Source organism: Sinorhizobium sp. BG8 (genome assembly GCF_016864555.1).
GTDB lineage: Bacteria > Pseudomonadota > Alphaproteobacteria > Rhizobiales > Rhizobiaceae > BG8.
Genome location: NZ_CP044011.1, coordinates 3,568,080 through 3,589,517, shown reverse-complemented (window position 1 = coordinate 3,589,517; position 21,438 = coordinate 3,568,080). Strand labels below are relative to the sequence as shown.

The window sequence follows — 21,438 nt, the reverse complement described above, 5'->3', positions numbered from 1 at the left end:
ATGACAACGGCGCTATCGAAGTCCGCAAGCCCGGAAATCAAGCTTTCCTTCGAGTTCTTCCCTCCCAAGACACCCGAGGCAGAGACGCTGCTGTTTGAAACGGCCGCAAAGCTCGGGCGCTATGCGCCGGGTTTCGTGTCGGTGACGTACGGGGCAGGCGGCTCTACCAAGGCGCCGACGCTCAACACGGTGGCACGCCTCATCCGGGAAACACCTCTTTCGACTGCTGCGCACCTGACCTGCGTCGATGCGACGAAGGAGGAGGTGAATAGCGTCATCGAAGAATTTCGCTCCGTTGGAGTCCGCCATTTCGTAGCCCTCAGGGGCGACGGCGCGGGCGGCGTCGGAAGCGCCTACCAGCCGCACCCGGGTGGCTACGAGAATGCGGCAGACCTGGTGTCGGGGCTGCGTTCGATCGACGATTTCGAGATCTCGGTTTCAGCCTATCCCGAGAAGCATCCGGAAAGTCCCGATGTTCCGGCCGACATCGACATGCTGAAGCGCAAGGTCGACAACGGTGCGACGCGGGCGCTGACCCAGTTCTTCTTCGATAACGATGACTTTGAGCGCTACCTGGAGCGCGTGCGCGCACGGGGGATCAATATTCCGATCGTCCCCGGCATCCTGCCGGTGCACAATCTTGCCCAGGTGCAGAAGTTCGCTTCGCTCTGTGGCGCCGGCGTGCCGAAGTGGCTGGCGGAGCGCCTGGGGCCAATCGACGACAAGCCGGAAGAACGGGCGGCGGCGGCAATCGAGATTGCGACCAAGCAGGTCACCGACCTCATTCGCCGGGGCATCGACGAATTGCATTTCTACACGATGAACCGTGCACCGCTCGTCAGCGCTGTCTGTGATCTCGCAGGCTTTGCCAAGAACGAAAGGGTGGAGGCGGTTCGCTCCGCCGGGGCGGCGGCCTGAGGGCCGCCTGTCGCATTTGCATCACAGTCCCTGAATCAAAATGCACGGCACCGTCCCCGGGGCCATGCATTCTCGTGACGTTCGTCACTGAAAGGGTTAGCTATTGTTCTTGTGGTTCGTCTTTTCTATCGGACTGCGCCGTCGCATCAAATGAAAATCATTGTTGCGATGAAGAGGAACGCTGCACTGATCATCAGAACATTCAAGGAATGTGTGAGTCCCATGGCTGACCTCCTTGCGTTGCGGATGAGAGTGTACGTCGGAAAATCTTCCCTTGAAAAGCCAATTCTATGCTGCGCCGCATCAAGTTGACGTGTCTGGCGGCTCCATCAACAGGCCAAGATGCTGATTTTTAACGCAAGATCAGTACTCACAGATTTTTAACGAGTGTTACCAAGTTGATTGACGGCCGGCGCCCCGGAGGGCGGCGCCTGGCCGGTTTTGACACTCTTTCGGGCGGTAGAATCGTCCCGATTCGACACTCTGCACGCACACTCAGGAACGGGCAGGGCGGCTTGCCAACAGGCGCCCGTCGAGTACGAGCAGGCCGGAAAGGATGAGAAGCATGCCGAGGGCGACGTTGATGCTCATCTCTTCCCCGAGGAACAGCATTCCCGCGAGAATGGCGCTCGGCGGAACCAGAAGCGTGACGAGCGAAGTGTTCGTTGCCCCGGCCTTGGCCATGATCCGGAAAAAGAGGATGTAGGCAAAGGCCGTCGAGACGAGTGCGAGAGCGAGCACCGCAAGAATGGCGTTCATCGGTGGTACCGGCAAATGCCAGGGACGGTCGACCGCCAGAGACACCGGCAGCATGAGAAGCGTCGAGGCTGTCAGCTGTCCGGCCGCCGTCACCGGAGGTGCAACGGTCTTGAAGCGCTTGCCGTACGTGGCGGCGAACCCGTAGCAAGCGGCGGCGCCTATCGGTGCCATGACCGCCCACAGGGGTGGTGCGCCGGTCTCACCCGTGAAGGGGGCGAGGGCACCCGGACCGATGAGCACCGCGGTGCCGAGCAGGCCGAGCAGGCATCCGCCCACCCGCGCTGGCGTCATCTTCTCGTCCTCCGTCAGGCGATTGGCAATCAACACGGTGAAGATCGGCGTCGTCGCGTTGAGGATGGCGGCAAGACCCGCCCCGATCTGCGTCTGGCCAAGAAAGATCAGAGTGTGCGGAACGGCATTGTTCACGAGGCCCAGGACCAGAAACTCGCGCCAGCGCTGCGCAAGTGTCCTGTAGAGCCCGAAACGTCCGGCGACGTAGAGGTGAAGGGCAACGGCAGCGAGCGAGACCCGGAGAAGGACCAGCGTCGCGGGCGGCACATGGCCAACCGCGACCCGGGCAAAGAAGAAGGAACAGCCCCAGATCAATCCAAGGAAGCCGAGCAACGCCCATGTGGTGGCGTTCATGTTCTGGTTTGCCACCCGGGGCGCGCTGTCGGTCATGGGGTTCCTGCCATCAGAGAGAAGCACTTCAGACACGTCATAGCGCTCAATCCGAATTCCGCCACCCGATTCCGTCAGACGGCAGGCAGGCCGTCATCTGCGGAATTGACGAACTACAGCGCCTCGAGCAGTGCAGGGGTCGCCCAGCCATCGGCGGGAAGGCCGAGGCGAAGCTGTTCCTTCTGGATGGCCGCGCGCGTGCCTGAACCGAGAATCCCGTCGATCTTGCCGACGTCGTGGCCCAGTTCGGCCATGCGCGTCTGCAGCGCCTTCATGTTGACATCGTCAAGACCCGCCTCCGGGCTACCCTTTTCGTAAGGCGGTGCGCCGCCGAGACGGGTGGCGAAATAGGCCGCCGACGTCGTGTAGATGAACGACTGGTTCCACTCGAGGTAGATGTTGAAGTTCGGATAGGTGATGAAGGCCGGACCCTTGCGGCCCTGCGGCAGCACGAGCGAGGCGCCGAGCTTGGAGAAATTCGTATTGCCGTCGCGCGGCGTCACGCCGAGGGCGAACCATTCGCCGGCCGTCATGCCAGGCTGCAGGCCGGTCTTTTCCCAGGGCAGGTTTTCGGGAACCGACACTTCCTGGATCCAGGGCTGTCCGCGGGTGAAGCCGAGACTCTGGATGAACTTGGCAGCCGTCAGGATCGCATCCGGGCCGCTCGTCTTAACGTTGATGTGGCCGTCGCCGTCGCCATCGACGCCGTAGCGGATGATGTCTTCCGGCAGCATCTGGACCTGGCCGATCTCGCCAGCCCAGGCGCCCGTGTTCGTCGCAGGGTCGAGGTCGCCGTGCTGCACCATTTCGATCAGCGCGATCAGCTGTGGACGGAACAGTTCTGGGCGGCGGCAGTCATGCGAAAGCGTGACGAGGGCGTTCCTGGTATTGAAGTCGCCTTGAACGGCACCGAAGTCCGTTTCCATAGCCCAGAAGGCGGCGATGACCGGACCGGGAACGCCGAACTCCTGTTCGGCACGCGCGAAGACCGGTGCGAGCTCCTGGAGCTTCTTGCGGCCGATATCGAGCCGCGCCTGGCTTACGGTGCGCTTGGAGAATTCGAGGAATGTCTGGCGGAAGACACCCTGGGCGCGGTCCCGGGAGAGCACCTTCGGGTCTATAGCGGCACCCGCAAGGGCCCTGTCGGCGACGTCGGCAGGAACACCGGTTGCAACCGCCTCGGCCTTGACGCCTGCGAGGAACGCTCCGAGATCGCCACCGCAGGCGGGAGCCTGCGCATGCGCCACGCCCGTCAACAGAAGTGTCAAGGCGGCGGTGAGGGTGCTGATCCTCGATTTCGGGTGCATTTCGGGCTCCATGGCTGTTCTGCGAACGCTGTCTCAAAAGAATGTGGCGGAAGCAAGCGGAAAACCGCATCGCCGCTGCCCGCAATGTCACCGTGCCAGCCTGCGTTGCAAAATTGTCCGGAAACCGGGCTGTCGAGGCTCTCGCAGGCCCGTTGGAGGCGCTGTTGGGGGACTACTTGGAAACGGCGACCAGCCACTTGTTCCAGTTCTTCTCGGTGCCGGCGAACACGTTTATGTCCGTATCGCCCTTGATGCCCGGCACGACACCCGTGGAGGTGTATTGCCAGAACGCCCATTGCCGTTCCGAGTAGATGTTTGCCGGGTGGTCGGCGACGGATCTCAGCCAGAAGTGATAGTCTTCGAAATGACCGACGAGGTTGTCCCGATGAAAATCGACGGTCGAGTAGATGATCGGGCGCTTGCCATAGTAGGCTTCAAGGCGATCCATGAAACGCTTCATCCCGGCACGGACGACCTCAGGCGAGGGGCGCGTGCGGCAGGTCGGCGAATCGGGGTTCCACTCGGCGTCGAGCACCGGCGGCAACTGGATCGCTTCCTTCGGCACGTTCTGGATGAACCAGTCGGCCTGCTGGTCCGCGGTCGAGCAGAAATAGTAGAAATGATAGGGGGCGTGGGCGATGCCGGCCTGGCGCGCGCCGCGCCAGTATTCGGGAAACCGCGAGTCGATCCTGTCCTTGCCCTCGGTCGCCTTGATGAAAACGAAGGATACGCCGGATTTCTTTGCCGTCTGCCAGTCGATGTCGCCATTCCACTTGGACACGTCGATGCCGTGTATCTGGTGGAGTTGGGGATTCTTCGCGCCGAAATCCTGCGGATCCTTGTCCTTGAAGCGCGGAGAAACGGACGCGGTTGACACGAGATCGTAGTCTGTCGTCGAGCAAGAAGCCGTGAGGAGGGCAAGCGGCACGAGGGCCAGGAGAAACCGACGCATAGATGTCCCGTCTTTACGCGTTTACCAATCCTGCCTGAGACGCGGATGTCCGTAAAGAGCCCGCGCGACATGCGTGAACTCTTCTTTCACCATAATTTCGTAAAATTTGCGTAATTGGGCCACCCTTCGACGACGGGAGAAATGGTCCTCTCGCGGCGCGAGGGCGTTCTATTTCTCCCTTGCGGGCACTGCCAAAACCAGGTGCCAGGCGTATCCGGCCCCGATGACGCGGAACTCGAGCTTGGCGCCATGAGGCTCAGCCAGGCGTTCGGCGACCGCCCGCATCAGGCTTCGCGGGGTGACATGAAATCGCGATAGCCAGCGATGCAGCAGCGAACGGAACGGGCCCGGCAGGCGCTCCTGCTGGCCGAAATCCACGATGTGCAGCTGGCCACCGGGATTGAGCGCGGCGAGCGCCTGCGCGATTGCCCCCTCCCAGTCGGGTATCATGGACAACGCATAGGAGATGACGACCCTGTCGAAGCCGGTTACCCCGAACTCGTCGGGCGTGAACGTCGTCGCGTCGGCGACCCGCAGAACCGGCTGGCGGCCGTATGTCTTGGCGAACTTGCCACGGGCGGAGACCAGCATTTCCTGCGATATGTCGAGCCCGTACAGGTGAGCGTGCGGATAGAGCCGGCGGATCATCCTGAGATTGCGGCCGGTTCCGCAGCCGACCTCCAGCACGCTGCCGCCATCCGGTACGTTCAGTTCCCGGATCAGGCGATCCCGCCCGATGAGGTAGTATTTGCGCGTGGCGTCGTAGATATGCCGTTGATAGCGGTAGATGCCGTCCATCCGGCGGGCATGCGCCGACCCGGACGGATCGGCGCGTCCTGTCTCGAGGGCAGGGGATGTCACGAGACTTTCCTGTAGATGTGGAAGCCGCCGTAGATGGCCGACCGATCCCGCTTGCCGAGCCGGTCCGAGGTCTCGTCGTCCCGCTGCCAGAGCGCCGCAATCGCCGGCGAGAGCCTTCCTTCGATCACGCTCTTCTCGGCAGCCGTTCGGAAGATGACAACCGCGTCGCTCGAGGCGGTCCGGGAGATCTCGGTCCAGAGCGCATTGATCTGTGTATCGTTCATCCAGTCCTGAGCATCGAGCAGGACGTAGCGATCGACGGAACCGGCGGCCTTTCCGGCGAGAAGCTCCGTGAAGCTCGCATGGTGTATCGTTGCCCTCGATGCGTTGTCGCGGATCGCCCTGTAGTTCTCTTCCCGAAGGTAGTCCGGAAGGTTTCCTTCTTCCGGTCGGGGATAGCGGCGGGCAAAGGCCTGCCAGGCGAAGTAATTGTCCTTGAGCGGGAAATGGCAGCTGAGCTTCTCCAGACGCTGGCGGAGCACCGGCGCGAGGGATTTCTCCGTGCTGAGACTTGCAAGTTCGTCGAACTGCTGAGGCGGAATGCCGAGGCCGAAGAGCGAACTCTTGCGGGCGGTCATCCAGCGGACGAGCGGACGATCGAAAAGCGGCGCAATGCGTGTTTCGAAGAACTGCCGCTGTTCGCGCATCGAACGGACGCGGGCGAAATCGCGAAGATCGACGCCGTGGATGCGGGCAATCAGGTGGCCGAGCCCGATGAAGCGCCCGAGCAGCCCGGTGCGGTAGATGTTGCGTCCGAATACGCTTACGCGTCGCCGGCCCAGGAGGTCCAGGCCGCCCCAGTAGCGGCGGGTCGGCGAATCGAGCCTCGGTTCGATGAAGAGTTCGTAAGCCTGCCTGTTCGTAGCCTCGCCGTTGCCGCCGAGAAACCGAACGACGTCCGCGTGGGAAGGCATGTGGCGGAAGACCGAAAGCTTGAGGCGGTTCAGCGCGATATGGTGAGGATTGAGGTCGACCACGTCGATGGAGGCCGGCGACCGGGACAGATAGGCAAGCATGTTGCAGCCGCCCGATCCGATGGTGACGACCCGGTGGCCTGGAGCAAGTGCCATCGCCTCCATGTCGACCTCGGGGTCTTCCCATATCTGAGGGTAGACGAGACCGGAAAAGAGCAGGCCGAAGAAGCGCTCGGAGAGCCCTTCGAGTGACAAGGCCCTGTGTTGAAGCAGTGCAGACTTGAGTTTCCGGTTCTTTCGGTAACCTGCATCGGGTGCCAGATCTTTCATGTCGTCACGTGATCCCGTTGGCGTTCCTGCGGCAATAGCTGCGTCGCGCAACAGTTTCATGACTTCGGCTGGGGAAGACTGGATTGCGGCCGTTCCGAACGGCCTGGGAACCGGGTCTGTCTTAAGACTCCGTAATCATTTCTCCGGTATCACAGGCCGCGGCCCGCATATCGGGCCAAGAGCACCCTGTTGTCATGATAGCAACGGATTAGGGTTACATGATGTTTAATGACTTTTGGTCCAGGATCGAGCGGCGCTATGCCCTCACGGGTTCCGTTTTCGGGGCATTTCTGCCCGTCGTTTGCGTTACCGTCGACTTTCTGTTTCGCGAGGCCTCCAACCGGAGCGTCTTCCAGTTCACGACGCCGACGGCGACCGCGCTTGCGTTGATGCCGGTGTTCTTCGGTTTCGGCTTCTACCAGATCGGCCGCTCCAAGGCGCAGCTGATGTTCGAGCTTGCGCAGCGGCGCCAGACCGAGGCGCTCCTCATGCGCGAGGCCCTGCACGACCGCCTTACCGGCCTTGCCAATCGTTTCTCGCTGGAACGCGATATCCAGCGTCTTGTCGCCGACGGCGATCGTGACGAGGGGCGGGGAGCGCTGCTGCTTCTCGACCTCGACCGGTTCAAGTTCGTCAATGACAGCCTCGGCCACGACGTCGGCGATGAATTGCTGATCGCGATCGGCAAGCGGCTGAGGGACGCACTGGAATCGGCCGGTCGGATCTACCGGCTCGGGGGGGATGAGTTCGTCGTCACCATTCCCGGGAGCCCTTCCTACGGAAAGGTCGAGGATGTGTGCCGAACGCTCTGCGGCCTGTTCGATGCTCCCTTCGAGCTTGCGCGCAACCGTATTACAACGGGATGCAGCATCGGCGTGACCTTTTTCGAACCGAGCGACCGATCCATGTCGTTCGTGCTCAAGCGGGCTGATCTTGCCCTCTACGAAGCAAAGGATGCCCCGGGCAGCGCGTTCCGGTTCTTCGATGCCGATCTCGCACGCGAGGCGCAGGAGCAGGCGGAGATCGAGCACGACCTCGCGCGTGCCTTTTCGGCCGGCGAGTTCTATCTGGAATACCAGCCGATCGTTGGGGTCGAAACCCGCAGCGTGCGATCGTTCGAGGCGCTGCTTCGCTGGCGGCACCCCGAGAAGGGCATCATTCTGCCGGATCGCTTCATTCCATCCGCCGAACGCACGGGCGTCATCCGGCTGCTCGGAAACTGGGTGGTGGAGAAGGCCTGCCAGGAGGCAGCCAAGTGGCCCGGGCCTATCGGCGTTGCAGTCAACGTGGTCGGCGACCAGTTCAAGGACCGCGAATTCGTCGGCCATGTGAAGCGCTGTCTTAAGAGTGCCGAGCTTGCGCCGGGCCGGCTAACGATCGAGGTTACGGAATCCACGTTCTCGGTGGACGAAGACGTCATCCGTGAAAGTCTGACGGAACTTCGCGCCCATGGCGTGCGTGTGGCGCTCGACGATTTCGGCGCCGGCTTCTCGTCCATACACAATCTGCGCTGTTTTCCGCTCGACCAGCTCAAGATCGATCGCTCCTTCGCGCAATCGATGCTGAACAACAAGCGCGATGCCGATTTGCTGGAAATCATCCTCAAGCTTGGTGACACCTTCCAGGTCGCAACGACCGTCGAGGGTATAGAGTGCGAGAAGCAGTTCGAATTCATTCGCGCCCGCGGTGCTTCCGAAGCGCAGGGATTTCTGATTTCCAGACCGGTCGCCGCGAGCATGGTGCCTGCGATACTTGCACCGCAGGGCAAGGTCCGGTCCGCCTGATGGCAGACGCCGTGATCATGTCAGTGCCGGGCAAGGGACTTCCCTTGCCGCTCAAATCCTGATTGTCTGGCTACAGCAAGGGGGAGCGGCATGGCACGATTCTACAAGCTGGCGGCATGGAGCTCCTTTCTCGCCGTGTTGCTGGTGGCCGTAACCGCGAGCTGGCTGATCGTATCCCCACCCGCACTGCTGCTGGTCGGAGCGGGCTATGCCGCCAAGATCGTTTGCTCCAACGTGTTTCTTGCCGGACGATCGCCTGAAAGCGTAATGCACAGCGACGTCCAGGCGCCGGGACATCCCTTGCTCAAGTTCCTCCGCGAATCTGTCGATCGCAGCGAAAAAACGGTGACCGTCCGGTTCCTCGGCCTCTTCGCGCCCGGCTACTCCGCGTATCGGGATGGCTTCGGCTGTACGACCGTGCCGGACGGAGATTTCCTTGCCGCGCGCCAATCGGTCTCGGACGTAGGGACCGGAAGCTTCGCGCCGACCGATCAGGCTGCTGCCTGGCCGGAGGGGAGGCGGCAAATCCGGATCCGGCGATTACCTCCTTGCTCGCCGATCCTGAACTCGTCGGTCCCGGCATGCGGGCCGTCGTGGTGATCAGGGACGGACGGATTGTCGGGGAGGTCTATGGCGAAGGTTTTTCCGCCGGGACGCCGCTGCTCGGCTGGTCCATGGCGAAAACGGTGAACGCCGCGCTTGCCGGCATCTTGATACGTGGCGGGCGGCTTTCGGGTCAGACCGAGCAACTCTTCCCCGAATGGCGAGGTGACGCTCGCGCCAGGATCACTCTTGCGGACCTGCTGGCGATGCAGAGCGGCCTTTCGTTCAACGAGGACTACGGAACGGTCACGGACGTGACACGGATGCTGTTCCTTGAGCCGGACATGTCGCGCTTTGCGATCTCGTTTCCGCTCGACGGCAATCCCGGCGAGACGTTCAACTATTCGAGCGGCACTGCAATGATGCTGTCACGAATCTGGATGAGCGCGCTCGATGACCGGTGGCAGGCACTGACCTTTCCGATACGTGCGCTCTTCGGACCTCTCGGAATGCGCAGTGCCGTGCTCGAGACGGACGAGACCGGCATCTTCGTTGGCTCCTCCTTCATGTATGCGACGGCCCACGACTGGGCACGTTTCGCCCAGTTCCTGCTGAATGACGGGATATGGGGCGGCAACCGCTTCCTGCCGGAAGGATTCGTCAAGGACATGGGCTCGCCGACGAACGTCTCGGGCGGGGTTTACAGCAGGGCGCAAACCTGGATCGAGGGGCCCGGGGAACTGTCCAATGTGGAGGCAGGGCTACCGGAGGATACGTTCTGGATGCTGGGACATGATGGCCAGTCGGCGGCGATCGTTCCCTCGAAGAGGCTCGCGGTCATTCGCCTCGGCCTTACGCCGTCAAAGCGCGGCTATCGGCCCCAGCCGCTCGTACGAAGAATTATCGAGGAGATGTAAATCTACTTCAGGCCGGTCTCTTCGAGGAGACCCTTGCGCTTGGCGTGGAAGTAGTATCCGGAAGCGTAGAGACGCACGGCGCCGTCGTTCTTGTCGTCCGCTACGAGCCACGCACCACGGAGATACTTGGCGCCGTACTTCAGGTTCGTCTCGGCGTCGAACAGACCGTCCGGGGTGCCCTCGTAGCCGAGTCCCCTGGCCGTGTTGTAGCGGATCTGCATCAGGCCGTAGTTGCCCTTGCTGTAGGCGTTCGGATTGTACCTGCTTTCGCGCTTCACGACGCGATGCAGCAAAGATTCGGGAATTTCGTAGAGTGCCGCATATTTCGAGATCAGGGCATCGAGCGGCGTTCCCGATTTCTGCACCGGCTGCGAGATCTGCGCCATGGCAAGCTGGGTTCCCATGGCACCTGACTGAAGCGTTGGCTTTGCGACCGGTACCACCTTGAGATTCTCGACGAGCTGTTCGAGTCCTTCCGGTTCGCCCGTATCGAAACCGGGCTCCATGACCGCGACGTTCATGAACCCGGCGGGAAGACCGGTGTTGACTGAAGCCATCTCGACGGCAGCGGGCTGGCCGTCCTTCGTCTCGGGGTTGGCTCCGTTGGCGACTGCCATCTCGACAGCCGTTGCCGCGAGTTCGGCGCGCTGTTCGACGCCTTCGGCCGGTGCCGCTGCAGGAACAGCGATCTGGCCGGCCTCACCGGGAACAGCCGTTGTGGCCGCCGAGGCACCCGCGCTGGCAAGCGTGGTGACCGGTTCGGTCGCTGGTGCGTTCGCGTTGATTGTCGACGTGTCGGTGCCGGCTACCGCGGCTTCCATCGCTGCGATGCCGCCGTTCTCGCCGGTCGCCGAATAGCCCAGCGGCGTCGGCAGCGCATAGGCGGTCATCTCCGTGCCGGGTTTCGCGATCGGCATCACGGTCTGTGCCGCGGTCATTTCCTGTACAGGGGTCTCAATTACGCTGGCACATCCGCCAAGTCCAAGGAGCGCGGTGGCGCAGGCCGCCGAAGCGAGACGTTTGGAGCTGAAGAACAGGATGTCTGCCATGCGTTCGCTTTCGGTTTGCTCTTGGCGGGGCGGTGTTCCCCGGTGCGGCTGCAAATCAACGGCGCTTCGACCGTGTAACGTCCATTAACGCATAGAGCCGCCGACGGCAACCCGTGGCGGCTCACTTGAGGTCAGGCACTCGCACGCCGCAAGCCCGCCGTCAGCAATCCGGCACATATAAGCAGCGTGCCGCCCGTCCTGTTCACGATCTTCTGGACGGTCGGTTTGCGAATGGTTTGCCGGGCCGCGGAGGCCATGAGGGCGTAGGTCAAGGCGTTGAGCGTCGCAAGCACGAGGAACGTCACTTCGAAGATCACCATCTGCGCAAAGAGGGGGCGCGAGAGGTCCAGGAACTGCGGCAGGAAGGCGACGAAGAAGACGATGCTCTTCGGATTGAGCGCGGTCACCACGTAGGCGTGGGCGAAGATCTTGTAAGGGTTCTCCTCAGGCGGGTTCGCACCGGACACGGCATCTCCCGCGACGGGCGCGCGCCACAGCTTGATGCCGAGCCAGACGAGATAGGCAGCACCCACCCATTTCAAGACGGTGAAGATCGCCGCCGATGTGGCAAGCAGCGCGCCAAGGCCGAGCATGGACGCGGTCATTGCGGTGAAATCGCCAAGGGCGACACCGGCGACCGTTGCTCCAGCGGTCCTGCGCCCGTGGCCGAGCGCATACGATATGACGAGCAGAATGGTGGGGCCGGGGATCGCCAGCATGACCGCCGAAGCGGCGGCGAAGGCAAGCCAGTGTTCGAACGACATGAAAAACTCCCCGCAAACTGAGATCTGCGGGGAGCAAGCCATCGGCGCTTCTGGCCGTCAAGAGCTATTCAGCGACCGCTCGTCAGTCGGTGTTCTTCCACTTCTGGCCGATCACGTCCATCACCTGGCCGAACCACTTGGCGGAGGTGTCGAACTTCTTGCCGCCCTTGATGCGCGGGAATTCGATCGTCCTGAGCTTGCCGCCCTGGGCCTCGTCGTGACCGGTCACGCCCGATACCTTGTTGAGCGCGCTCTCCACGGCGAGGTCGACCATGCTCTGGATGAGGCGAAGGTCGTCGGCGTTGGCGGGTGCCGAGCGGGCATAGTAGCCCGACTTCTGGACCATGGAACGTTCGGCGCCGAGCAGGGCTGCGAACTGCTTGGAGAACCAGTTGCCGACATTGATCGTGTCGATCTTGACGTGACCGAAAGCGTCGCGCTTGACGGTCTCGCCGGCTGCCTCGCGTTCCGCAACGATGGCATCGAGGCAAGCGCCTTCGGACACGAAGAGCGTGACGAAGCCCGTGCGGTTCATGACCGCCTTCAGCCGCTCGGCCTCCGCAGCGAGGTCGAAGGCCAGTTCGGGCAGGTACAGCCCGTCGATGCTCTTCAGCTGCTTGTTCATCATGAAGCCGTCGATGTACTCGTTCCCGGCGGTCTTCTGGATGTAGGCTCGCGCGGTCGCCGCTGTCAGCCAGCCGCAGTGGCGGCCCATGACTTCGTGGATGACCAGCGTCTTCGGTGCGGCACTCTGCTCGTTGCTCACGTTGTCGAAGAAGTTCGCGCCAACCTCGGCAGCCGTCCAGGCGCCGAGAGACTGGCGGATCGGCACGACATCGTTGTCGACGGTCTTCGGCAGTCCGACGACGGTCAGGTTGTAGCCATTCGCTCCGAGATAGGCGGCAAGGTCGGCCGCAGTCGTGTTGGTGTCATCGCCGCCGATCGTGTGCAGGATGGTGACACCGTCCGAGGCCAGCCTTTCAGCGGCGACGCGAAGCGGGTTTTCGCCTTCCTTCACAAGGCCACGCTTCACGCAGTCGGCCGCATTGGTGAGCTTCACCCGGCTGTTTCCGATCGGCGAACCGCCGTAACGGTGCAGCAAATGGGCCTTGGCGCGCATGTCGGGGGTGATTTCAATCCGGTCGGCGAGCAACAGGCCCTGATAGCCGGACCGATACGCGACCATTTCAATTTCAGGCGCGATATCGGTATAGCGCCCGATGAGCCCTCCGACAGCGGACGAAAGGCAGGGTGCGAGCCCGCCCGCGGTCAGCATTGCGACTTTTTGCTTGGCCATGATTCCTCCTTGGCAACGGCAGTTGCGCGGTTGCGGCGGCATTGCACGTTCGAGCGAGTACCGGCCGCTTCGACGCCACAGACGCGTTAGTCTCAAGCCGTGCTCGGCTTTACAGGTTATGCCCTATCGCAAATTCCCGGAAAGGGGAATCGCGCTCTGGACTTATCCAATTTTCATGACAGCCGGTTGCATTGGGTGACTGATTTTCACCCCGCTGCTGCACTGCCCGCAGGCTGCTCCACCACCTTGCGGTCGATCTTGGCTTTTCGCCCAAGCCAGACGACGAAAGCCACGGCCACTGCAAACAGGATGGTGGAAGGGTCGATCTGCTCCTTCAGCAAGGCCGCCGAAATCGCCAGCGTCACGAAGGTCTGGACCAGTTGCACCTGGGCCACGCGCGCAATGCCGCCGATCGCCAGGCCCGAGTTCCAGAAGATGAAGCCGCCGAACATGGACATCAGCCCGAGGTAGGCAAGTGCCGCATATTCGCCGGTCCCCGGCATCCGCAGTCCATCAACTCCGAGATAGAGCATACCGGCAAGCGAGGCGGGGAAGGTGATGACCAGAGCCCAGGCGATGACTTCCCAGCCCGGCAAGGTACGCGCCAGTTTTCCGGAAAGGACGTAGCTGAAGGATGCGGCAATTGCGGACAGGAAGAGCCAGAGATCGCCTTCGCCGACATGGAAGCCGCTGCCAGCAATCGAGAAGGCCACCACCAGTGCCGAACCCGCCAGGCCGCAGAACCAGAAAAGCGCACCCGGCCGTTCACCGTCGATGATCGCGCCGAAGGCGGAGGTGAGCAGCGGCAGAACGCCGAGGACGACGCCTCCGTGACTTGCCGGAATGGTCTGCAATGCGATCGAGGAGAAGATCGGAAAGCCGAACACGGCGGCAAGCCCCACGCCGATCAACGCGGGCAGGTGCGCCTTCGGGAACGGCTTCCTGAGAACGAGCAACGCCGTGCCGGCGGCAAGCGAGGCGATCACGGCGCGGGAAAACGTGATGAAGAGTGGAGTGAACCCGTCAAGTGCGATGCGGGTCATCGGCAGGGTGGCGCCGAAGATCGTCACTCCGATCAGGCCCAGCAGCATGCCGAGGGACGTTCTGGTAACAAGTTGCACGTAAACCCGCCATTTCTTTGCTAAATCGGCCTCCTGCTGTCATCCACGCCCGCCGCAGTCAAATTCAAAACCCTGATAGCTCGATCACAGAGTCGAATTCGTCCGCTTGATGAGGGCCATCACAATATTGTCATCGTCCCTTCAAAATCCGGCTTCGGCTTGCTTTCGTCGCGATTGTCTGCTCAACATCGCCGCATGTTTTCAAACTCGGACAATTGCATGCTTTCTTCTGTCTGGGATCGCCTGCTAACAATGGTCACCGAAGCGGCGAGCAATGCGTTGCACGGGGTCGTGGAAGCTGTCCGCACGCTTTTCGAAGGCGATCCGGAAACCCGCAGGCAGGTCTCTTTTTCCGTGGCGATGATTGCCCTGTCGGCCAAGATGGCCAAAGCGGACGGCATCGTGACCGTTGCCGAGGTCGATGCCTTCAAGGACATCTTCAAGTTCCCTGACGACCAGGCTGCGAACGTCGCCCGGCTCTACAATCTGGCGCGCCAGGACGTAGCGGGTTTCGAGGCTTATGCGGAGAAGATGGCGGCGCTTTGCGTTTCCTGCGAGCGCAACTGCCCGATCCTCGAGGATATCATCGACGGGCTCTTCCACATTGCGAAGGCCGATGGCCTGATCCACCAGAAGGAAATGGATTTCCTTTCGCGCGTGGCCGAGATCTTCGGCATGGCCTATGAGCGCTTCGAACAGATCACCGCCCGCCATGTGCATGTGAGCGGCCGCGATCCCTACAAGGTTCTCGGCGTTTCCCCGGCGGACGACTTCTCGACGATTCGCAAGCGCTACCGTGTGCTTGCATCCGAGCATCATCCGGACCGGCTCGTTGCGCGCGGTGTACCGGCGGAATTCCGCCAGATCGCAAACGATCGCATGGCAGCGCTCAACGCCGCCTATGAGGCGATCGAGAAGGAACGACAGGCGGCATGATCGCCTTCGCATGCGACTATCGGGGAGCGGCGGCAGCGCCTTCGCCCAATCACGGCGAGCGTGCCGGCGGACGGGCACCCGACATGATCATCCTGCACTATACGGGCATGGACACGGGGGAGGGTGCGCTCGCGTGGCTCTGTCGCGAGGACAGCCAGGTCTCCAGCCACTACTTCGTGGAGGAGGATGGGAGCGTTCTGCAGCTCGTTCCAGAGACGCGTCGCGCGTGGCATGCCGGCAAGAGCGTCTGGCAGGGCGAAACCGACATCAACTCACGGTCGATCGGCATCGAGATCGTCAACCCGGGCCATCCGGGGGGGCTGCCTGACTATCCCGAAAAACAGATTGCGGCAGTCATCGAACTTTGTCTCGATTGTGGCCAAAGGTGGGGGATCCGGCCGGAGCTGGTGCTGGCCCACAGTGATGTGGCACCCGTGCGCAAGGTCGATCCGGGTGAAAAATTCCCGTGGTCAACGCTGCATGCGGCAGGCGTCGGCCACTGGGTCGAACCGGCACCCATCAAGGGTGGCCGCTTCTTCCAGCGCGGCGATCAGGGCCAGCCGGTGGAAGCGTTGCAATCGATGTTGTCGCTCTATGGCTATGGCACTGAAATCAATGGTGTTTACTCGGAAAAGACCGAGGGCGACGTGGCCGCGTTCCAGCGGCATTTTCGTCAGGAACGGGTCGACGGAATCGCGGATTTTTCGACAATCGACACCCTGCACCGGCTTCTTTCCGCGCTTCCGAATTTCGGCGCCTGAGCACACCCTGTGATCACGAAATATTACAAAAATTAACGAAAGTTTATCGTTCTGCCACATCCTGACCCGATTGGGAGGGTCATTTCCACCGGCCCGCGGTCGGTGGGTGCGGCGGGGTTTCGGCCAGCGCTCTCGCTCCGACCAGGCACCGGGATTCTAGACGTCGGGGCATAGCTCGTGTCGTCGATCCCAAGGCCTTACGTCCCACTCGGACAGAAGGCCAATCCATAAGATTGATCATGCGCAGGTGTTCGGCCTCCTCAAGCCGCTCGCCGTGGCGAAGCCGTGCGCTTTTTCGGAGAAAATGCTGTATGAGACGAATTTCCGCCGCCGCATGTGCGGCCTGGTTGTGTGTGTTTGCTGCCCACGTAGATGCGGCGAGTGCCGCAGATGGTTCCCCCGGGGGCAAGGGCACCCAGGTATCGCTGAAGGTCAAGGACCGGGGCGGAAAACAGGGTATGGAAAGTGCCGGCGAGGGTGACGTGATCGGCACATCCAAGCTCAAGACGGCATCGTCCACGACGGGATATCCCAAGGCGGAAGCGCCGGTCGGCTACACCGATCTCATCCACACCTATGCGCGCCAATACGGGGTTCCCGTTGAGCTCGCCCACGCCGTTGTCCGGGTCGAGAGCAATTTCAATCCGAATGCCCGCGGCACGTCCGGTGAAATCGGCCTCATGCAGATCAAGCCGGCGACGGCCCGCATGATGGGCTACAGCGGTTCGGCAAAGGGGCTCTATGATCCCGAGACGAACATCAAGTTCGGCATGAAATATCTGTCCGTGGCGCACGAGCTCGGCGGCGGCACGACCTGCGGGACGATTCTCAAGTACAATGCCGGCCATGCGGCCAAGCGCATGAACCCGGTTTCCCGGGCCTATTGCGGCAAGGTTCAGAGCATCCTGAACTGATGGGCCTGTGGGCGCTGCCGTTCCTGGCCGCGCCCGCCGTTGTCGCGCATTCTGCGCGACGACAAAAATCAAGACCTCTCTGGTGTTTGCTGTCCGCCTCGGCTAAGGAGCGCGGGCCAGTTGGCCGGGCAGCCGCGCTCCGCAAGTGCCGAAAGGCCGCGGGGGAGGAAAGTCCGGGCTCCACGGAAACACGGTGCCGGATAACGTCCGGCGGGGGTGACCCTAGGGAAAGTGCCACAGAAAGCAAACCGCCTCCTTCGGGAGGTAAGGGTGAAAGGGTGGGGTAAGAGCCCACCGCGCGCATGGCAACATGGGCGGCACGGCAAACCCCACCGGGAGCAAGACCGAATAGGGATGACGCGAAGCACTCCGGTGTTTCAGCCCGTTTCCGGGCCGGTCATCCGGGTGGGTTGCAAGAGGCCGGATGCAAATCCGGTCCCAGATGAATGGCTGCCACGTTCCGGTTTCGGCCGGAGCCATACAGAACCCGGCTTACAGGCCAACTGGCAAAAAACACTCGGCCCCAAATTCTTCCATCACGCTAAGTGACTGATTTATCGGGAACGGCGCTCCCTTGAGCGTGCTGCGACGAGGGGATCATCGCGCCGATTCCTGACGCCTTAACAAGGCGTTGAGATGCATTTCCTAACCATTTGTTAAACTTAACAGCTTATAAACGATCGACAGTTTCGATGCCCGGATTCCGGTCTGTTCCCATTGACGCCCATATGGTCCCATGTTATCCCATAGCCATACTTCAAAAGGGCGAATGAACGCCCAGCCATCGCAAAGTATCGGTCAGTTCCGACCTGGGGCTTCACGCGCAACTCGTGTCGTGTTGAAGGTCGAGTTTGCGTTCGGGTTTTTGATTGTAGCGCCGGGGCAGATGCACAGTGTCTCGGCAGGGGAAACGGCAGTATCTTGTCATGAACCGGTTCCTGTCCAATGCAACGAACAGGATCGATGCCAAGGGGCGGGTCTCCGTCCCCTCGGCGTTTCGGTCGGTTTTGTCGCAGCGCGACATCCGGGAGCTGTATTGCTTCCAGGATTTCATTTTTCCGGCGATCAGCGTCGGCGGTCCGGACCTGCTCGATCGATTCGAGAGGCAGATCTCCAGCGAGGATCCCTTCTCGCCGGCGGCGAACCAGATGTCGCTCCTCATTCACGGGGGCGGCGTCTTCATGAAGCTCGACTCCGAAGGGCGGCTCATGGTCACGGATTTCATCCGCGACTTCACGGGCATCACGACGGACGTAACCTTTGTGGGGCGGGCGGATCATTTTCAGTTGTGGGCGCCGCAGACATTCGAGGCTATGCAAGCGGCGGCCCGGGGAGAGCGCAGGCAAAAGGCTCTGGGCTCGGGGTAAAGCGGAGAATCGGGATGACGGCGGAGATTGGCGGAGGTTCTACTGAAGCCGATGGCGGATCGATTCGCCACATTCCGGTTCTTCTCAACGAAGTCGTGGAGGCGCTGGCGCCTGCTCCCGGGAAGCTCATTCTCGATGGCACGTTCGGAGCCGGTGGCTACAGCTCGGCGCTCCTGAGCGCGGGTGCGGACGTGATCGGGCTTGATCGGGATCCGAGCGCGATAGCCGGCGGCCAGGCTCTCGTCGATGCCTCCGCAGGGCACCTGAAGCTGATCCATTCCCGTTTCTCCGATCTTGCGCGCCATGCTCCTCATGGTGGCCTCGACGGTGTCGTCCTAGACATCGGCGTTTCCTCCATGCAGATCGACGAGGCGGAGCGGGGCTTTTCGTTTCAGAAGAGCGGTCCGCTCGACATGCGCATGTCCGGCGAAGGTGTTTCCGCCGCCGACGTGGTCAACCGGGCAAAGGTGTCGGATCTCATCCGCATCTTCGGCTTCCTCGGCGAGGAAAAGCAGGCCGGTCGCATCGCACGAGCAATCGAGAAGCGCCGCGCCGAAGAGCCCTTCGTCACCACGCGCGATCTTTCCGGACTTATCGAGATCGTTACGCCGAGGAAGGCCAAGGACAAGATCCATCCGGCGACCCGCGTCTTCCAGGCGCTCAGGATCTTCGTCAACGACGAGCTGGGGGAACTTTCCCGCGCGCTGTTTGCAGCCGAGCAGGCTCTGAAGCCCGGCGGACGGCTTGTCGTCGTCAGCTTTCATTCGCTGGAAGATCGTATCGTCAAGAAGTTCTTCCTCGATCGGTCCGGCAAGACGGCCGGCTCCCGCCATCTACCGCAAGTCCATGAGCGATTGGTAATCTTCGCACCAGTCGGCAAGTCTATGGTGGTCGCCAGTGAGGAGGAATGCACCGCTAATCCGCGTGCCCGATCCGCGAAGCTGAGGGCCGGCGAGCGCACGGCCGCGCCAGCGGGGAAGGACGACCTTTCGATATTCGATCTGCCGAACCTTGCTAGCCTTGAAAAGATTGGAGGCTGACGGATGCTGCGAACACTCGACATCATACTCATCGCCGTGATGACCACGGCAGCGACCGTGACCTATTCCATCAAGCACCAGGCCGAGAACAAGCTCGAGGAAGTCCGCAAGCTCGATGCGGAAATCAAGCTCGAGGAAGACACGATCGATCTCCTGAAGGCGGACTGGGCCCTTCTCACGCAGCCCAATCGGCTGAACCGCCTGGTGGGTTCATTCTCGGAGGACCTCAAGCTGGTCCCGACCGAATCGACGCAACTTGCCCAGCCGAGTGAACTGCCAATGCGCGTCGCTGACCTGCCTCCGCCGGAAGAGGATGGCGGAAAGGGCGGGAAGGGTGGAAAGAACACGGCGAAAATCGCCAAGACGGACAACTCTTCCGATACGGACAATATCTCAACAGGCTCGGTGGCTGACTGATGTCGTTTCTCTCGAGAATCATGGTGATCAAGGCCAAGGCGCACATCTCATCGGGCGGTAACAACCGTCCGCATGGCGGGCGCCACGAGGGTACGTTCGTCGGAACGCGCAAGAAGACCGGCGCCCAGGCGCGCAGCCGCGTCGCCGTGATCATCACCTGCTTCGGCCTGGTCTACTGCGTCATCGGCGGACGCCTCGTGCAATACGGCATGGCCGCGCCGGAAGCGGTTTCCAGCATAGGGCCTGCCGACCACCTCATGGCGTCGCGCCCGGATATCGTCGATCGCAACGGCGAGATCCTTGCGACCGATATCCGCACCGTCTCCCTTTATGCGGAACCCCACAAGATCGTCGATGCCGACGAGGCGATCGAACTTCTGCGGACCGTCCTGCCGGACCTCGACAGCCGCGCGACGTACAAGAAGCTCGTGTCCAATTCCCGGTTCCAGTGGCTCAGCCGGCAACTCACGCCGAAGCAGCAGAGCAGCATCCTGGCGCTCGGCATTCCCGGCATCGGGTTCCGGCCGGAAAAGCGCCGCTTCTATCCGGGCGGCGCCACGGCTTCCCATATCGTCGGCCACGTCAACATCGACAACCGCGGCATCGCGGGCATGGAACGCTACATCGACGGGCAGGGGCTCGCGGATCTCGCAGCCATCGGCATGACGAGCGACGCGAAGCTGGAACCGGTGCGCCTTTCGATCGACCTCAGGGTCCAGGCGATCGTACGCGACGTAATCGCGGATGGCATCAAGAAGTACGAGGCCATTGCCGCCGGTGCTGTCGTGCTCGACGTTCACACGGGCGAAGTCCTGGCGATGGCATCCGTGCCGGACTACGATCCGAACAATCCGGCCGAAGGCGCCAAGGACGGCTGGCTGAACCGCATGTCCAACGGCACCTTCGAGATGGGCTCGACCTTCAAGAGCTTTACCACGGCGATGGCGCTCGATTCCGGCAAGGTGACGCTCCGGGACAGTTTCGACGCGCGCTTCCCGATCCGAATCGGCGGCTTCACCATCAAGGACTTCCACGGCAAGCACCGCGTGCTGACCGTGCCGGAGATCTTCCAGTATTCGTCGAACATCGGCACGGCCAAGATGGCCGACATCATCGGCATCGAGGGGCACAAGGAGTTCCTCACCCGTCTCGGCCTGCTCTCGAAGCTTGAGACCGAGTTGCCGGAAGTGAAGATGCCGAGCCAGCCGCGCGAATGGAAGAAGATCAACTCGATCACGATCTCCTTCGGCCACGGTGTTTCCACGACGCCGCTCCAGACCGCGGTTGCGGGTGCGGCCCTGATGAACGGCGGAAAGCTCATCGAGCCGACGTTCCTGCCGCGGACGCGCGAAGAGGCGGACGCCGTTGCCCAGCCCGTCATCAAGCAGAGCACGAGCGACGACATGCGGTTCCTGATGCGCTGGAACGCCACACACGGGTCCGGCAAGCACGCCCTGGTTCCCGGCTTCAACGTCGGCGGAAAGACCGGGACGGCCGACAAGGTGGTGAATGGCCGCTATGCGCAGGGACTGAACTTCAATGCCTTCCTGGCGGCATTCCCGATCGACAATCCGCAATATGTCGTGCTGACCTTCATCGACGCGCCGAAGACGGGCGAGGGTGGCGGTCGCACGGCAGGTTCGAACGCCGCGCCGATGGTTCGCGAAATCATCCGGCGCTCGGCTGCGCTTCTCGGTGTAAAGCCGAAATTCGGAGAAGACGGGTCTGCCTTGCTCGTGTCTTATTGAGCGGTGAATGAACGAGTCGGGCGACTCGGATGCGAGGGCCGAACCGAAAACAGAACAG

Annotated in this window: 18 protein-coding genes, 1 other RNA gene and 1 pseudogene; 11 read left to right on the top strand and 9 right to left on the bottom strand. The window is 62.0% G+C overall.

The features are described 5' to 3' along the window. Positions 1 to 918: a methylenetetrahydrofolate reductase [NAD(P)H] gene (gene metF, locus F3Y30_RS16870; RefSeq protein ID WP_203423857.1), complete on the top strand. Its 918-nt coding sequence runs from the start codon at positions 1 to 3 to the stop codon at positions 916 to 918. A gap of 495 nt (positions 919 to 1,413) precedes the next feature. On the opposite strand, the gene F3Y30_RS16865 is transcribed toward metF, so the two are convergent. The 5 genes from F3Y30_RS16865 to F3Y30_RS16845 form a co-directional block, all read right to left on the bottom strand. Then, on the bottom strand, positions 1,414 to 2,358 hold the full coding sequence (locus tag F3Y30_RS16865; protein WP_203423856.1) for a DMT family transporter: 945 nt from the start codon (positions 2,356 to 2,358) through the stop codon (positions 1,414 to 1,416). A gap of 113 nt (positions 2,359 to 2,471) precedes the next feature. Continuing rightward, complete coding sequence (locus F3Y30_RS16860) at positions 2,472 to 3,665, bottom strand: lytic murein transglycosylase (RefSeq protein WP_203423855.1); 1,194 nt, start codon at positions 3,663 to 3,665, stop codon at positions 2,472 to 2,474. Between the two features lie 172 nt (positions 3,666 to 3,837). Then, the gene (locus F3Y30_RS16855) at positions 3,838 to 4,617 is read right to left on the bottom strand and encodes a GH25 family lysozyme (RefSeq protein ID WP_203423854.1); all 780 of its coding nucleotides are present in this window, start codon (positions 4,615 to 4,617) and stop codon (positions 3,838 to 3,840) included. A 168-nt stretch (positions 4,618 to 4,785) separates the two neighbouring features. Further along, entirely contained in the window at positions 4,786 to 5,415 is a 630-nt protein-coding gene (locus F3Y30_RS16850; protein ID WP_203426656.1) for a methyltransferase, read from the bottom strand. A 59-nt stretch (positions 5,416 to 5,474) separates the two neighbouring features. Continuing rightward, positions 5,475 to 6,722, bottom strand: coding sequence for a DUF3419 family protein (locus tag F3Y30_RS16845; protein ID WP_203423853.1), 1,248 nt, complete (start codon positions 6,720 to 6,722; stop codon positions 5,475 to 5,477). Positions 6,723 to 6,940: 218 nt separating this feature from the next. Here F3Y30_RS16845 and F3Y30_RS16840 point away from each other — a divergent pair, with 218 nt between their 5' ends. Both F3Y30_RS16840 and F3Y30_RS16835 read left to right on the top strand, forming a co-directional pair. Then, entirely contained in the window at positions 6,941 to 8,506 is a 1,566-nt protein-coding gene (locus tag F3Y30_RS16840; RefSeq protein WP_203423852.1) for an EAL domain-containing protein, read from the top strand. Positions 8,507 to 8,596: 90 nt separating this feature from the next. Then, positions 8,597 to 9,966 (top strand): annotated as a pseudogene (locus F3Y30_RS16835) (serine hydrolase). Between the two features lie 2 nt (positions 9,967 to 9,968). Here F3Y30_RS16835 and F3Y30_RS16830 read toward each other — a convergent pair. From F3Y30_RS16830 to F3Y30_RS16815, 4 genes are all read right to left on the bottom strand, one after another. Next, complete coding sequence (locus F3Y30_RS16830) at positions 9,969 to 11,015, bottom strand: transglycosylase SLT domain-containing protein (RefSeq protein ID WP_203423851.1); 1,047 nt, start codon at positions 11,013 to 11,015, stop codon at positions 9,969 to 9,971. A 131-nt stretch (positions 11,016 to 11,146) separates the two neighbouring features. Further along, positions 11,147 to 11,779: a LysE family translocator gene (locus tag F3Y30_RS16825; RefSeq protein WP_203423850.1), complete on the bottom strand. Its 633-nt coding sequence runs from the start codon at positions 11,777 to 11,779 to the stop codon at positions 11,147 to 11,149. 82 nt (positions 11,780 to 11,861) lie between these two features. After that, the gene (locus F3Y30_RS16820) at positions 11,862 to 13,076 is read right to left on the bottom strand and encodes a pyrophosphate--fructose-6-phosphate 1-phosphotransferase (protein ID WP_203423849.1); all 1,215 of its coding nucleotides are present in this window, start codon (positions 13,074 to 13,076) and stop codon (positions 11,862 to 11,864) included. 206 nt (positions 13,077 to 13,282) lie between these two features. Beyond that, entirely contained in the window at positions 13,283 to 14,197 is a 915-nt protein-coding gene (locus F3Y30_RS16815) for a DMT family transporter (RefSeq protein WP_246752771.1), read from the bottom strand. 219 nt (positions 14,198 to 14,416) lie between these two features. Between F3Y30_RS16815 and F3Y30_RS16810 the strand changes: the two genes are divergently transcribed. The 8 genes from F3Y30_RS16810 to F3Y30_RS16775 all read left to right on the top strand — a co-directional run bounded on the left by F3Y30_RS16810 (position 14,417) and on the right by F3Y30_RS16775 (position 21,380). Next, positions 14,417 to 15,133: a DnaJ family molecular chaperone gene (locus F3Y30_RS16810; RefSeq protein ID WP_246752770.1), complete on the top strand. Its 717-nt coding sequence runs from the start codon at positions 14,417 to 14,419 to the stop codon at positions 15,131 to 15,133. Continuing rightward, positions 15,130 to 15,894 carry an N-acetylmuramoyl-L-alanine amidase gene (locus tag F3Y30_RS16805; RefSeq protein WP_203423847.1) on the top strand — a complete coding sequence of 255 codons (765 nt, stop codon included), beginning with the start codon at positions 15,130 to 15,132 and terminating at the stop codon, positions 15,892 to 15,894. Before F3Y30_RS16810 ends, F3Y30_RS16805 begins: the two co-directional genes overlap by 4 nt. 458 nt (positions 15,895 to 16,352) lie before the next feature. Next, complete coding sequence (locus tag F3Y30_RS16800; RefSeq protein ID WP_203426654.1) at positions 16,353 to 16,808, top strand: lytic transglycosylase domain-containing protein; 456 nt, start codon at positions 16,353 to 16,355, stop codon at positions 16,806 to 16,808. A gap of 116 nt (positions 16,809 to 16,924) precedes the next feature. After that, positions 16,925 to 17,319: RNase P RNA component class A (gene rnpB, locus F3Y30_RS16795), an RNA gene on the top strand. Positions 17,320 to 17,734: 415 nt separating this feature from the next. Continuing rightward, positions 17,735 to 18,175, top strand: a complete 441-nt coding sequence (gene mraZ / locus F3Y30_RS16790) for a division/cell wall cluster transcriptional repressor MraZ (protein ID WP_203423846.1) — start codon at positions 17,735 to 17,737, stop codon at positions 18,173 to 18,175. A gap of 14 nt (positions 18,176 to 18,189) precedes the next feature. After that, the gene (rsmH, locus tag F3Y30_RS16785) at positions 18,190 to 19,215 is read left to right on the top strand and encodes a 16S rRNA (cytosine(1402)-N(4))-methyltransferase RsmH (RefSeq protein WP_203423845.1); all 1,026 of its coding nucleotides are present in this window, start codon (positions 18,190 to 18,192) and stop codon (positions 19,213 to 19,215) included. Between the two features lie 3 nt (positions 19,216 to 19,218). After that, positions 19,219 to 19,632 (top strand): hypothetical protein, encoded by a 414-nt coding sequence (locus F3Y30_RS16780; RefSeq protein WP_203423844.1) that lies wholly within the window; start codon positions 19,219 to 19,221, stop codon positions 19,630 to 19,632. Beyond that, positions 19,632 to 21,380, top strand: a complete 1,749-nt coding sequence (locus tag F3Y30_RS16775; protein ID WP_203423843.1) for a penicillin-binding protein 2 — start codon at positions 19,632 to 19,634, stop codon at positions 21,378 to 21,380. Before F3Y30_RS16780 ends, F3Y30_RS16775 begins: the two co-directional genes overlap by 1 nt. Positions 21,381 to 21,438 lie beyond the last annotated feature (58 nt).

Coding starts and splice junctions, on each gene's coding strand:
- metF (WP_203423857.1), top strand. CDS start 1: ATGACAACGGCGCTATCGAAGTCCGCAAGCCCGGAAATCAAGCTTTCC.
- F3Y30_RS16865 (WP_203423856.1), bottom strand. CDS start 2,358: ATGACCGACAGCGCGCCCCGGGTGGCAAACCAGAACATGAACGCCACC.
- F3Y30_RS16860 (WP_203423855.1), bottom strand. CDS start 3,665: ATGCACCCGAAATCGAGGATCAGCACCCTCACCGCCGCCTTGACACTT.
- F3Y30_RS16855 (WP_203423854.1), bottom strand. CDS start 4,617: ATGCGTCGGTTTCTCCTGGCCCTCGTGCCGCTTGCCCTCCTCACGGCT.
- F3Y30_RS16850 (WP_203426656.1), bottom strand. CDS start 5,415: ATGGACGGCATCTACCGCTATCAACGGCATATCTACGACGCCACGCGC.
- F3Y30_RS16845 (WP_203423853.1), bottom strand. CDS start 6,722: ATGAAAGATCTGGCACCCGATGCAGGTTACCGAAAGAACCGGAAACTC.
- F3Y30_RS16840 (WP_203423852.1), top strand. CDS start 6,941: ATGATGTTTAATGACTTTTGGTCCAGGATCGAGCGGCGCTATGCCCTC.
- F3Y30_RS16830 (WP_203423851.1), bottom strand. CDS start 11,015: ATGGCAGACATCCTGTTCTTCAGCTCCAAACGTCTCGCTTCGGCGGCC.
- F3Y30_RS16825 (WP_203423850.1), bottom strand. CDS start 11,779: ATGTCGTTCGAACACTGGCTTGCCTTCGCCGCCGCTTCGGCGGTCATG.
- F3Y30_RS16820 (WP_203423849.1), bottom strand. CDS start 13,076: ATGGCCAAGCAAAAAGTCGCAATGCTGACCGCGGGCGGGCTCGCACCC.
- F3Y30_RS16810 (WP_246752770.1), top strand. CDS start 14,417: ATGCTTTCTTCTGTCTGGGATCGCCTGCTAACAATGGTCACCGAAGCG.
- F3Y30_RS16805 (WP_203423847.1), top strand. CDS start 15,130: ATGATCGCCTTCGCATGCGACTATCGGGGAGCGGCGGCAGCGCCTTCG.
- F3Y30_RS16800 (WP_203426654.1), top strand. CDS start 16,353: ATGGAAAGTGCCGGCGAGGGTGACGTGATCGGCACATCCAAGCTCAAG.
- mraZ (WP_203423846.1), top strand. CDS start 17,735: ATGAACCGGTTCCTGTCCAATGCAACGAACAGGATCGATGCCAAGGGG.
- rsmH (WP_203423845.1), top strand. CDS start 18,190: ATGACGGCGGAGATTGGCGGAGGTTCTACTGAAGCCGATGGCGGATCG.
- F3Y30_RS16780 (WP_203423844.1), top strand. CDS start 19,219: ATGCTGCGAACACTCGACATCATACTCATCGCCGTGATGACCACGGCA.
- F3Y30_RS16775 (WP_203423843.1), top strand. CDS start 19,632: ATGTCGTTTCTCTCGAGAATCATGGTGATCAAGGCCAAGGCGCACATC.